Source organism: Empedobacter sp. UBA5528 (assembly GCF_002426075.1).
GTDB classification, from domain to species: domain Bacteria; phylum Bacteroidota; class Bacteroidia; order Flavobacteriales; family Weeksellaceae; genus Empedobacter; species Empedobacter falsenii_B.
Map to the genome: position 1 here is coordinate 1 of NZ_DINY01000003.1, position 13,948 is coordinate 13,948.

10 protein-coding genes are annotated in these 13,948 nt (G+C 30.6%); 4 read left to right on the plus strand and 6 right to left on the minus strand.

The genetic code is table 11. From position 1 onward, the window contains the following. Positions 1 to 59 precede the first annotated feature (59 nt). From B4L98_RS00240 to B4L98_RS00260, 5 genes are all read right to left on the minus strand, one after another. Positions 60 to 611 (minus strand): ferritin, encoded by a 552-nt coding sequence (locus B4L98_RS00240; RefSeq protein ID WP_038334091.1) that lies wholly within the window; start codon positions 609 to 611, stop codon positions 60 to 62. A gap of 126 nt (positions 612 to 737) precedes the next feature. After that, complete coding sequence (locus B4L98_RS00245; RefSeq protein ID WP_180906128.1) at positions 738 to 1,292, minus strand: hypothetical protein; 555 nt, start codon at positions 1,290 to 1,292, stop codon at positions 738 to 740. A 156-nt stretch (positions 1,293 to 1,448) separates the two neighbouring features. Then, positions 1,449 to 3,818, minus strand: coding sequence for an outer membrane beta-barrel family protein (locus B4L98_RS00250; RefSeq protein WP_291077237.1), 2,370 nt, complete (start codon positions 3,816 to 3,818; stop codon positions 1,449 to 1,451). 66 nt (positions 3,819 to 3,884) lie between these two features. After that, positions 3,885 to 4,724 (minus strand): AraC family transcriptional regulator, encoded by an 840-nt coding sequence (locus B4L98_RS00255; protein WP_291077239.1) that lies wholly within the window; start codon positions 4,722 to 4,724, stop codon positions 3,885 to 3,887. Between the two features lie 107 nt (positions 4,725 to 4,831). Continuing rightward, positions 4,832 to 6,016 (minus strand): CynX/NimT family MFS transporter, encoded by a 1,185-nt coding sequence (locus B4L98_RS00260; RefSeq protein WP_114999342.1) that lies wholly within the window; start codon positions 6,014 to 6,016, stop codon positions 4,832 to 4,834. A 294-nt stretch (positions 6,017 to 6,310) separates the two neighbouring features. Here B4L98_RS00260 and B4L98_RS00265 point away from each other — a divergent pair, with 294 nt between their 5' ends. The 4 genes from B4L98_RS00265 (at position 6,311) to B4L98_RS00280 (ending at position 12,225) form a co-directional block, all read left to right on the plus strand. Beyond that, a complete protein-coding gene (locus tag B4L98_RS00265) occupies positions 6,311 to 7,078 on the plus strand; it encodes a helix-turn-helix domain-containing protein (protein WP_291077241.1) in 768 nt (255 codons plus the stop codon). A gap of 229 nt (positions 7,079 to 7,307) precedes the next feature. Further along, complete coding sequence (locus B4L98_RS00270) at positions 7,308 to 9,437, plus strand: TonB-dependent receptor plug domain-containing protein (protein ID WP_291077243.1); 2,130 nt, start codon at positions 7,308 to 7,310, stop codon at positions 9,435 to 9,437. 22 nt (positions 9,438 to 9,459) lie between these two features. Continuing rightward, positions 9,460 to 10,854, plus strand: a complete 1,395-nt coding sequence (locus B4L98_RS00275; protein WP_291077244.1) for an HmuY family protein — start codon at positions 9,460 to 9,462, stop codon at positions 10,852 to 10,854. Positions 10,855 to 10,977: 123 nt separating this feature from the next. Beyond that, positions 10,978 to 12,225 (plus strand): T9SS type A sorting domain-containing protein, encoded by a 1,248-nt coding sequence (locus B4L98_RS00280; RefSeq protein ID WP_291077245.1) that lies wholly within the window; start codon positions 10,978 to 10,980, stop codon positions 12,223 to 12,225. Between the two features lie 652 nt (positions 12,226 to 12,877). On the opposite strand, the gene B4L98_RS00285 is transcribed toward B4L98_RS00280, so the two are convergent. Then, positions 12,878 to 13,915, minus strand: coding sequence for a hemin-degrading factor (locus tag B4L98_RS00285; protein WP_280062747.1), 1,038 nt, complete (start codon positions 13,913 to 13,915; stop codon positions 12,878 to 12,880). Between the last annotated feature and the right edge of the window lie 33 nt (positions 13,916 to 13,948).

Below are 13,948 nucleotides of genomic sequence, written 5' to 3' on the forward strand. Positions count from 1 at the left end.
CATCTCAAAGGGCTAATTTCTTTTAAGAAATTAGCCCTTTGAGATGAATGATGAATATATTATTCTGCTAATGGATTAATTTGATCTGCTGTAGGAAAATCTTGCCCTGTATTACCGATCGTTTTGTTTAAATCAAATTTTGCAGCATCAGACATATTAGCACCACCCGCTAATTTTGCTTTGTCTAATAAATCGAGTGCTAATTTTTCTTCTTCACGTTGTTCAGCAACCAACCATTGTAAGAAATTCCATGTTGCCCAATCTTCTTCCTCCATACTCATTTTTACAATTTTGTAAATGGATTCGGTATTTTCGATTTCTTGTTTTAAAACAGCTTGAAAACACTCTAATACATTTTTAGGTTCAGGTCCAGGTTTTTTTATGGCTTCAATTTTTACAGTTCCACCACGTTCTTGAACATATTCTATAATTTTAGCCATATGTACGCGCTCTTCCTGAGAGTGTTTCATCATAAAATTTTTGACTCCGTCCAATTGATTTTCATCTGCCCAACATGCAAGCATTAGATAAATTTGTGCCGAAAAAGCTTCTAATGTAATTTGATCATTTAGTGCTTTTTGTAATGTTTTAGAAATTCTTGTTGTATTCATTTTTAAGGGTTATTTAAGTTGAGAATATTGAATGGAATTTTCGCACCAAACCCAATTTTTGAATGTTAATACTTTCTAAAATATTGATATTTAGATTCGTTTCAAATATTTTGATAACATTAAACCTTACTTCTTATTATAAAAATCAATTTGTCTTTGAATTGTTTTTTCGGTTTGAATAATGTCTAATATTAGAATTTTGATGGTTTCTTTTTTGTTCTTTTCTGTTTCATAAAAGTTGGAGTATAAGAAATTCATGAAAAATTCTGTTTTGTTCTTCAATATATCTTTTTGTTCTTCAATATTAGATAAAGAAGTGATTTTATCATAATTTATCAAGTCAATTTTGGAAGTTGAAACTGATTTCCAAGCGCTTGTTTTAATCTGAGGAATAAACACGCCTTTACATTTCATTGTGATATCCAAAATGTTAACACTTTTGTTATCAGCATAGTATTCAAGTGAATCGACATAAGAATTTTGCAAAGGAATATTGTATTTTATTTCTTCCGTTGTTTCATTCAATTCACTTTTTATCGTTGAAAAAACTTGATTAATATACACTTGGTCTTTTCTATTTGTGTTCCAATTGTCAATAAACAACGCAATCAAAATACCTACGGTTACAGGAATAATTTCTTTGATAAATTGAATTGAATAATTTTCTAATGCTTTCTTCATTAAATTTAGTTCTTGTTAATTTATATTGATGTGTTAAGTCAAACAAATATCTCATATTCATTGGAATGAACCATAACTATTTTTATATTTTTTGAAAATAGTATCGAAATTTAAACACCAACAATTAAGTTGAAGTTCTTGAGAGTTGAATTAAGTTTAATTTGCTCTATTTTGTTCCTCGAAATTCACTTTTTTGTTGTTTTCTTTCACTTTGTTATTTCCAAAATTATATGTTAAACTAAGTTTGAAACCTCGGTAATCATTGTATTGATTAAATTCTGAACGATAATCGCCATTATACGAATACCCTTTGTTTTTAATCGTTTTGAATACATCATTTATCACAAAATTGGCTTGTAATTTTTTATCGAAAAACGAAGCTTTAATGCCTGGCGAAAACTCTAATTGATCTTGCAGTTTTATATTGGCATAAGTGAATGGAAGTGTATGCCAAAAATTAAGCATCAAAAACCATGTTTTGTCTTTATTTAATGTGATGGTATTATAAAAAGAATACGACATCGAATAAACTTTTAACTTTTCCAGTTCAGAAATAGTCGGTTTTGTGGTTGTATAAGATGCATTCGCATTAACTGAAGTTTCCCAAATTTTGAAAAAGGTGTTGTAATATCCAATATTGAATCCCGTTCTGTTTTGATCGTAACTATTTTCTACTACATTGCTGTAAATTCCATCTGAAAAATGTGCAATATTAGCCAAATTATTTTGGCTATATTGATTGTAAAGTCCAAAAGTCAATTTTCCTTTGTACGAATAATTTAGTTCGATATTATCATTAAAAGATGGTTGTAATTTAGGATTTCCTGTGTAATACATATACGGATTCGTGTACCAACGGAATGGATTTAAAGATTGAAAATCGGGACGATTTATTCTTTTGGAATAATTGATACTGAACGAATGATTAGTAGTTGGTTTGTAACTGATATAAGCTGTAGGAAATAATTTTCCATAGTTCTTTTTCAGTTTGCTGTTTTCTTCATTTGGTGTAAAACCTTCTAGCGAAGTGTATTCGTATCGTAAACCTGCTTTTGCTGACCATTTTTCGTTGAAATCTTTTTGAAAACTCACATAAGCTGCATAATTATTTTCTTTGTACTGAAAAACATTACTATTAGTAGGATTCAAAATAAAATCTGTTCCATCAAATTCATAATATCCCACATCTGATTTGTTATCCAATAATGTATATTTTAAACCAGTTTCTATGTTCGACCATTTGTAAGGCAAAGTAAAATCAGCTTGCATCGAAAAGATCGAATATTTCATTTTACTATTGTTCTGAATTAAAGTTTCGTTGTTATTCAACTCATTTTGCGTATTAAAATCATTGAATTTTTTGGGTGAATTATTCAGAAAATTTGCCGTGAAATTTAGCTTTTTTCCAATACTATCTAATTTTATGTCATAATAAGCATTCAAGGTATGTGTAGGTGTTGTCCAATGTTGTTTTTGATTGGTATACAAAGTAGAATCGATAACTGAATGTGTTTGGTATCGGCTGATTCCTTTTGTATCCATATCATAATTCAACTTACTATAACTGTAAATAAATCCTGTATTTTGGTTTTTATTGATTTTGACATCTAAGTTATAATTAACGCTAAAAATCTTCGGATTATCATGTCTTTCTTCGTTTGTATAAATTGCGGATTCTTTCCCAATAAGATTTCGACTATTTTGTAATTTATAATTAATATTACCTTGATTTATTTTTAATGAACTACTTATTTTATTTGATTGATAATTAAGCGTTCCGCCTGTTCTGAAACCATTGTAAGAATTTCGTTGATATGAAGAATTTACACTCCCGCTCCAGCCAAGATTGGGATTTTTCTTTAAAATAATATTAATAATTCCGCTATTTCCTTGTGCTTCATATTTTGAAGGAGGAGTTGTAATGATTTCAATTTTCGCAATATCATCGGAGCGCAGCGATTGTAGATAATTAGTAAGTTCGCTTCCTGATAAATTAAGCATTCTGTCATTCACCATAACCGAAACATTTCCTTTTCCGACAATAGAAATATTATCATTTAGTACATTCACCATTGGTGTGTTACGTAAAGCGTCCAACGCAGACATTCCTTGTGATGCAATAGAATTTTCGATATTGTAAACAAGACGATCAACTTTCTGTTCAATCAATTTCTTTTTTGCTGTAATCGTTGCGCCTTCTAGAGTTGTAGCATCTTGAATTTTGATAAGCCCTAAGTCTTTATCTTGCTTGATTTCTATTTCTTGTGAATAAAATTCTACGCCAAGTTGTTCTATTTTAAGTAAATAAGTTCCAGTATCTATTTTCATAGAAAATAATCCCAGACTATCTGTATATGCTTGATTGATAAGTAAACTATCATTTTCGAAAAGAAGAATATCAGCAAATTCAAATGCTTTATCATGTTGATTGATTACTTTTCCTTTTATCGAAAATTGTTGCCCAAAAACCGACGAACAAAAGCTAAAGGCAATCAAATAGCAGCTAATCAAAATAAGATTTTTCATATGTTATATTAATTTATAACAAAGAAAAAGTATCGAAGAAAGATAAAATTGTAAAAATCGTGCAGCTTAATGTTGCGCATAAATCCAAGCCAATTGTTCTTGTTGAATGCTTGTTTTATTTCTTAATTGATTAGGAGATTGCCCCGTAATTTCTTTAAAATCGCGAATAAAATGGGATTGATCCGTATAATTATTTTGGTAAGCGATATGAGTAAGTTTTTCATTTTCGAAATGAAGAATAGAATCTAGTGCTTTTCTAAATCGAACTGTTTTCAAAAAAGATTTAGGACTTTGCCCAATTTGATTCATAAACAGGCGATATAATGTCGATTCGTTTATCGAAAGTTGTTTGGCTAAAGGACTAACTTTTAATTCATCTGTTTGTTGAATGAGATATAAGATTTCTTTGGTTTTAGTATTTAAATAATCTTGATTTAAGTTTTTCAATAGTATATTTTCGAGCATTGAAATTCTTTTCAGCGAATTCTTTTCCTCAAATAATTGTTCTGTAAAATCTGTAGCAGATTTTGGGAAAATCATTTCAAAAACTTCATCACTTTTAATTAATTCATCGTACGAAATATTCGTAAATAAGCGTAGCGCAGCTGGATGAAAAATGATGCAAATTTCATCTAAAGTAGCGTCAATGCTTACATTAAGATTAGATTCATGAAATCCTGATAAATAACTTTTGTATGTAGCATATCCTTTTAAGGTAAAAAGATGTTTGCTTGTTTTATTTTGTTCGAGAATGATTTTATTCTGCTTGTAAATGGCAAGACACAAATTGGTGTTAGGGAAAGTTGAATACTCAACTTTTTCATCCTTTTCAGATTTGAAAAGGATGAAATACTGAACAATATTTTTTAATTCAGGATGATGAGGTTGTATAATTTCGGTTTTCATAAACGTACACGTAATAAAATCAATTTGCGCGATTAACACGTTGATAACGTGTTCTATTCTATAGACGCTTTTGCTTGATGTATGTTACGTGTAAATTCGAATTATTTTTAATCTTCCTCCACAAATTTAGGTTGAGAAGCTTTTATTCCAAAAAATGTTAGGATCATCATGCAGAACATTAAAAAGTATAATGAATAGCTCCAAGTAGAATCGATATCATATAATTTTCCGAAAATAGGAGGTCCAAATGCCGCAATTAAATAACCAACAGATTGTGCCATTCCCGAAATTTTGATTGTTCCAACCATTGTTTTTGTTCTTAATGAGAAGAATAAAATAGAAAGACTAAAGGCAAATCCTCCTGCAATTCCAATTAAAATCGCACTCAAATAACTGAATTTCGCTTTGAAAATTAGCAATGTTATGATTCCAATAAAATATAAAATGGAAGTTATGTAAATCATAATTTTTGGATTTTTCATGCGTGAGGCTAAAACTGGACTTACTAACATGGCGGGTAACATGGCAAGTTGTAAAACCGAAAATACCCAACCTGCATTGTTTTTTGTCATACCAAAATCTATTAGTAATGTAGGTAATAATGCAACCAAACAATAATAAATCAACGATTGTAATCCCATAAAAATACTAATGTTCCATGCTTGTTTTGATTTGAAAATATTGAATTTTACATCCTCTGATTGAACAATTTTTTGTTGAGTTGCTGTTTTATTTTTTAAAGAATCAATACAGACAATTATAAGTGCAGCTATAGCCGCTACAATCCAAACTCCAAGAGAACCTTTCCAACCTAAATTTGTCCAATTTCCAATTGCAATACTCAATCCAGAAGCTAATGCGGCGATTAAACTCATCGAAACCGAAAAAATACCTGTCATAATTCCAATTTTTGTTGGAAACGTATTTTTTATATACGCTGGTGTCAAAACATTTCCAATACAAATTCCCAATCCAATTAATAACGAACCGATATATAACATCGAAATATTGCCGTAAATACGGACGTAAATCCCGATAATTAGAATGATTAAGGAATAAATTAATCCGTGTCGAATGTTAATTTTTGCAGTGGCTTTACTCACTAAAATTGAACAAAATGCAAATACGAAAAGTGGAATAGAAGTCAATAAACTTGCTTGAAAATTATCTATTTTTAAGACAGATTTCATTTCATCTAAAATTGGACTAACAGCTGTAATTGGAGCTCTTAGGTTAGTTGAAACTAAAATGACAACTGCAATTCCAATCCAAATATTTTTATTTTTTTCCATTGACTTGATATTTCTAATTCGGTTACAAAATTAATCATGTCGTTTTTATTAATTTTGCCATATATTATATTTAAAACGACAAATAAAATTAACTTCTTGTACATATTGAATTAAAATTCGTCAGTTCGAGTGATTTTTAGAAATGAAATGAATAAAAATTGTATCGAGAATTAAGATGAATTTTTATCTTCTAAAACTTTATTCTCGATACAAAATTCTTGCAGAATTTCACTCGAACTGACGGTTTTATTGCTATAATTAGCTAAATGTATAAAAGAGAAAATTAATTAATTTATGAAACAAATTATTGGAGAATATTCTGATCATATGAAGACCAATACTTATGTTTGGTACGAGAAGAATCGCAAAAATGCGGATGAGGTTCATTCGCACGATTATTTCCAATTAAATTATGTTGAAGAAGGTTACCAATATTTTCATATCGAACAAAAGATTTATTTAGTCCCTCAAAATCATGTGATTTGGATTCCTGCAAATAAGCTACATCGTACGACTTCCGAGGCGAAAACCGTCAATCCAATGTTGATTTTGTTTAAAGAAGTTTTTAAGGATGATTTTTACAATGATATTCATGTTTTTGTTGCGCCGCCAATTCTAAAGGAAATGATGTTATATGCCTCAAAATGGAACAAATTTTTGGTAGAAGAGAAGGAGCAAAAGATTTTCTTAAATTCAATGTTGTATAGTTTGCCTCATTTTTGTGATGAAAACCATAATCTAGAATTACCAGTTCTTGTTGATACCCGTTTAATTCCGGTGAGTGAGTACATTCATTTTCATTATTCGACAAATTTTAATTTGAATGAATTGGCAGATAAAGCGAATATGTCTGCTCGAAATTTGCAACGAATTTTCAAACAAGAAACAGGAATTACACTTCAGAAATATATGCAACTTGTCCGAATTCTAAAAAGTATTGAATTAATAGATACCAATAATTTTACATTGAGCGAAATCGCTTATAAAGTCGGTTACAAAAGTTTGTCTGCTTTTACAGCGTCTTATTTTGCTGTTACGAAAACAAAACCTAAACGAAAATAATTCGTTTTAATTTCGTTCAATTTTTACTTTCCTTAATTTAATTCTTTAACAATTAAATTGATTAATAATGTTTTAACATCTCATTCTTTTATCAGAATTAGAAGACGAAGCTCGATTTTTATCACTATTCAATAAATTAATTTAGAATAAATAAAAATAAATTAAAAAATTCGTTTACATTTGTCTTATTAATTATTAGACTAATTCTAAATAATAAAATTAAGGACAAATGAAGAGGCGCTTTTTTCTACTAAGCTTACTTACAACACTAATTCTACAGGCTCAAGAAATTAATTCGTTTCCAAAAGATTCGACGATTAATTTGGAACAAACCGTGATTTCTGGGCAATATAATGCGCAATCGGTCAAGAAATCTATTTACGAAGTAAAAGTGATTTCGCAAGAAATGATCGAGAGACAAGCAGGAAACACATTGGCAGATGTTTTAAATCAAACATTGAATATGAATATTATTCCGAGTTCTTCTACAGGAAAATCGACGGTGCAAATGTTTGGTTTGGATGCACAATATTTCAAAATTTTGGTGGACAATATTCCATTAGTTAACGACGAAGGTTTAGGGAATAATACCGATTTAACGCAGATTAACTTAGATGATATTCAACAAATAGAAATCGTAGAAGGTGCGATGGGAGTGGAATATGGAGCAAATTCTATTGCGGGAGTAATCAATATTATTACTAAAAAAGGAGGGAAGAATAAATTTGATATTTCTGCGACTTTGCAAGAGGAAACAATTGGAGATGAATACAATTGGAAAAATAAAGGAAGACATATACAATCCTTGAAAATCGGGCATAAATTTTCAGACAAAATCTACGCTAATTTAAGTTTTTCACGTAATGATTTTCAAGGATTTTTTGATGATAAAAAAGGAAAGAATTATCCTAATAATGACGGATTGAGAGGATACGAATGGTTGCCAAAAGAACAAAATGCAGCAAAGGCATTTGTTCAATATAAAAAAGACAATTATCGTTTGTTTTATAAATTCGAATATTTCAACGAAGAAACTAAGTATTACGATCCCAATCCAACTCTTGCACCGAATGCGCCAACTGCGACGGTAGATTATTTTGGAAAAGATAGAGTGTACACAACAGATCGTATTTACAATCACTTAAATGCTTCAGGACGATTTAGAAAAGCAATTAATTATGATGTTTCGTTTTCGTATCAAGAACAAAAAAGAAAATTGAAATCGTATAATTATGAAATTCTTGAAGGTGTTGAACATGATGTAAACAAATTCGAATATGAAAGTCGAAAAGTGTATTATTCGAAAGGGATGTTCAGCAATTTTATCAATAAAAATGATTATTTCGATTTTCAATTTGGTTATGAAATCGATCAAACAAAAGGTTTTGCTTCAACTTCGGCAGGAGAATTTTTCCAAAAACCTATAGAAAGAAAATTAGGAACGTATGATTTTTTTGCTTCTTCTGAAATTAATCTAAATGATAAACTTTCGTTTCGTCCAGGCGCTCGCGTGATGTTTTCGGAGCAATTTGATAAGCAGTATGTGATGAGTTTGAGTGCGAAATATCTATTTGGAAAACAATGGGAATTGCGCGCGATTGTTGGTACTTCACCACGTTTGCCAAATTATGAGGAAATGTATTCGTATTTCGTAGACGTCAATCATAATGTGCAAGGAAACGAAAATCTGAATCCAGAAAAAGGAGTTTCTGCTTTTGTTCACTTAAAAAAGAATTGGAATATCGGAGAAAATAATTCATTAGAGCAAAAAGTATCGTTGTGGAAAATTAATCTGAAAGATAAGATTGATTTGATTGTTGTCGAAGAATCTCCATTGAAATATCAATATCGTAATATTGATAATTATGATGTACAAGGTATTACGTATTTGAATCAATTCAAAGTCCATCAATTTTCGGGAGGAGTTGGTTTTACGTTGACAGGAATCAAGCAAGATATTGATGAAGCAGTTGCTGTAAATTCAGTTAAAAATAAATATTTCTATTCAACGCAAATCAATGCAAATGTTTCGTACACCTTGTCAAAAACCAATACAATTTTCTCATTTTTCTATAAATACAATGGAGCTCAAGAACAATTTGTCTTGAAAAATAATCCGTCAAATACAAGTGAACAAATTTTAGCAAAAGGCAAACAAGAAGCTTTTAACTGGATGGATACGTCAATAAGACAAAGTTTTTGGAACAAAAAACTTAGTTTAACAATTGGTGCAAGAAATCTTTTTGATGTTAAGTATTTGAACAGTTCATCTGGAAATGATGGTGCTCACAGTCAAGTTTCTACGAGTATTTTGTATGGATATGGACGTTCGTATTTCGCTAAACTTACCTTCAATTAAGGAATTAATTAATCAAAAAATCATGAAAAAAATATTTATATATACCCTATTGTTTAGTCTTTCTTTTTGGTGGTCGTGTAATGATGAAAACAATCCAATTGGACAAGATTTTGTTGTTGCTTTTAAGGATGCAAGTATCGATTTTAGTAAGATTGATAATGAGAAAACAATAAATTTAATTTATTCTAAAGTTGCGGAACGAGATGGTGAAATTCATATCAAAGTAACCGAAGATAAAGCAACTTATAATGTCGATTATTCAACTTCTGTTGCAGTTACAAATCAAGAAATTATTATTCCAATCAAAAAAGGTGAAACGTCGACAAGTTTTACGTTCAAGAATTTGATTTATCCATTTGATCGTTCTGATAAAACGATTCAGTTTGAAATTTCAAAAATTGATTATCCATCAGCGATTGTTCAAGGATATTCGTCAACAAAAATCTCTTTCGAAAATTCGATTGGCGGAACAATGGATGTGGAAATTGGCGGACCAAATGAGCAATATCAAGTTTATGTTGACTTAAGTAAAGGAACGCAAACAAAGGTAAAAAGGGATTCTTGGGATTTAGGTTTTTACAATGGAACAAATTTCCGAGTGATGTTAAATACTTCTATTTATATGGCGGTAAAAGCGCTGGACGAAACTGATTTGTCGAAAGTAACAAAAGCATCTGTTGGGAAATTAATCAACGAAGTTGCAGTAGGTACATTTACAGATTCGAACAAAGAATATGTTGACGATCCTACTGGAGATATTTTGAAAACGGCGATTGCGGAAATTAAAGAATCGGATAATCCAGTTTATTTACTGAATTTGGGTTACGAAGTCGGAACTTCAACGCCTGCGGTTGGTTCGGCGGCTGTTGCTGGGAATTCACGCGGTTGGAAAAAAGTGAAATTCATCAAAAAAGATGAGCAATATGTGATGCAATATGCCGATTTAGATGATACGACTTACAAAGAAAAAGTAATAGCAAAAACGACGACGCACAATTTTGTTCACTTCAGTTTTACGACAAATGATATTGTAAATGTTGAACCTCCAAAATTAGAATGGGATTTGAATTTTACAGTTTTCACTAATCTTATTACAGGAAATGGTTCGTATGGATATTCGGATTATGTGGTCAATAATTTGAAAGCAGGTGCAAAAGCTTATCGTGTAGATGTAACCAATGAAATTACCTACGAAAAATTTAATGAAACGATGATTGATGAAACAAAATTTTTAGACGATCAGCGTGCAATTGGAGATTCTTGGCGACAAGTAACTGCTCCTCAAAAATTATTCTCGGATCGATTTTATATCATCAAAGATGCAGAAAATAATTATTACAAAATTAAAATGTTAGCCTTCCTGAATGCTTCTGGCGTGAGAGGTTATCCAAAATTTGAATATAAACTTATCAAATAAATTTATCATAAACATACTCATTATTAGTGGTTAGAATGCGTCAATCCGAGTCATACGGGTCAGAGTGTAATCTCTCGGATTGACTGTTCTAATTCTGAATAACAATTAAAAAATTATTATATCATGAAAAACAAATTTACACTTTTAGCAACAATCATTCTAACATCTGTTGCAATAAATGCACAAACGATAAAAGGTGAGGTCACAATGGGCGCTGCTTATGCAAAGGATGTTTATTACGGATTGGCAGATCAATCGACAAATTCTGTAAATAGAAGCGATTGGGATATTTCATTTTATCGAAAATCAAATATGTCGACAGGAATTCGAGTGAATGATGGCGCAGGAATTCAGGTGTACGAAGCATCAAATGATTTATCGAAATGGAATGCAATTGATGTAGCAAATTTATCGTCTTGGACTGCTTTGTATAATTCGGATACAGATTGGCAAGATGGGGCTTTCAATAATGGTTCTGCGACGTATGGTTGGGGCGATTATAGTATTGCAAATCATTACGTAAATGGTTCTATCATTTTTGTCTTGAAATATGCAACAGGAGAATATGTGAAATTGAAAATAGATAATTTAGCAGCTCCTTTAGGCGAATATAATTTTACGTATTCTAAATTGATAAATGGAACTTGGTCTGCTGATACAAAAGTAAATCTTCCACACAAAACCAATCCAACAAATTTGTTCAATTATTATAGTTTATTGACTGATAAAGCGGTTACACCAGAGCCAGACCAAAGTAAATGGGATTTGAAATTTACAAAATATGTTACACCACTTACAACAAATGAAGGTGATGTTGTGATGTATACGGTAACGGGAGTTTTGCAAAGTGATTTGATCAAAGTAGCGAAAACAGAATCTGGAAATCCTACTGATGATACGACTTACGTAGCAGATATTAATGCAGTTGGATATAATTGGAAAACCTTATCAGGTTGGTCTTATGTTGTAAATCCGACGAATCATTTTATCAAAAATACATCTACAAATCAGATTTATAAATTGGTTTTCAAAACGTTTGAAGGAACTTCTACAGGAAAAATGACATTCGATTACGAAAATGTAACAGCTAATTTAGGAACAACAGAATTAGCCAAAACGAAATTTGAGATTTATACGACTTCTCAACCGAAAACAATTGGTTTAGTGTACAATTCGCAAGAAGCGAAATCGTCTCCATTAAATATTCAGATTTATGCGATAAATGGACAATTGGTGCATCAAGAAAGCTATCAACCAACGTCATCATTTACAAATAAAACAATACAATTAAGTAAACTTTCGGCTGGAATTTACATCATAAAAGTACAATCTGCCGATAAAGTTGAAACGAAAAAAATAGTTTTGAAATAAAGTTTTGAGTACTTTATTTGTCTCTTTGTGTGAGGTCGTCTAGAAAGGCGACCTTTTTTTATTATGTGATTTTATAATGCTTTAAAAATTGATAAGTTAGAAAGAATTGTAAAGTTGGTTATTAGATTTTACTTTCGCAAATTTTAGACTAATCAAAAATGAAAAAAGCGTAAATATTTCTAAAAATATAAATGTTATGAATGGTTCTATTAACTCTTCATTCAGTAAATATTTTGAGATGGTAATTTGAAGTATAAATAAAGGTGTTATTGTACAGAATAAAACTAAACGTGTAAAATTTAATTTATTATCAAACACTAAATTTTGAAAAGAAAACTTGAATAAATAGACAAAAACATATATGAGTCCAAATATAACAGGAACAATAAAATCTACAATAAATAGATCAATATGATCAAGAAAGATGGTTTTTAGAAGAGTAAAAAATAGTGTAAATCCTACTGAAAAAATCAACATACTTAATATATAAGGTTTAAAAATGAATTTTATTTTTTCTTTTGTCGTTAGCATAATCAAATATATAAAACTCTTGATGAAAGACTAAATTATAGTACAATAAAAACCCGATTAACATTTTCTATTAATCGGGTAAAATATTTAGTGTGAAATATAAAATTTGGTAAGATTCTTCTTAATTCAATTCAGCAACAATCTCGCGCCATTGCTCCAATTCAGGGATACCTGGTTTTCTTTTTCCAAAGAATTGAACAATAATTTCGCCTTTATCGTTAAAAACTTCAATCGCTGTTACAATACCGTCTTCAGTAGGTTTTCTAACAATCCAAGTAGAGGCAATTTTTGACATATCCAAATGCATATTAAAATCTGGATCTAAAATATTGAACCAGTTTTCGTGCCACATCGTACGTTTAATTTCACCAGTATGAATCTGAATATTTCCTTTGTTTCCTGTGAAAACCATGATTGGCGTTTGCGTTTCGGCAGATTTTTCTAAGAACTGAACAATTGCTTCATTCGAAATTTGTTTTGCATGATAATCTGTCGGAGCCAAACGCAACGCTTGCGTACGTGTAACGCCGAATTTGTGCAACATCATAAAGAAATTGTGCGTGTCTTTCAACTCAACCCAAGCTTGTTGAAAACCTTCAACATCAATCTCGTTATCAGGTTTTTCTGTAACATTATTTTCGATGATTTCTGTTGCAGGAATAGTTTGTTGATCTTCGTCTTTGTATTTCTCAACCAATGCATCAAAGACTTCTACATTACTTTGCGGAACCAAATATATTTTGTGAATTGCTTCACCATCTTTCCCGAAAAATTGTAAACTTTTGCGTTCTCCATGTTCAGATTTTTCTACAACAGCAAAAGCTGTTTTCCAATGATTCAAGAAAATTCGCATATCAATATCTTCCCCAACAAAAAGTTGTGCGTGAGGCGAAGAAAAATCAGGATTCAGATAAATACCTTTGCGTTCGTGCACACATTCGTTGTTGCGCGTCAAAGCCATCACTTTTCCAAGTGACTCTATCTCTTGTAAAATCGCAGCAAATTCAGGTTTTAATTTTGTAACATTATCACCTAATTGTGTTGCTAAAAGTTCCATTTCGCTAACGCCAAGTTCTTTCGCTGCGTTACGTATTCTAATTTTAGGTTGATTTGCTTTCAAATCTTCCCATTGTTGTTTTAAATCTGTAAGTGTGTTCATTGTAATTGTTTTTTTACCGAATAAAATAAGTGG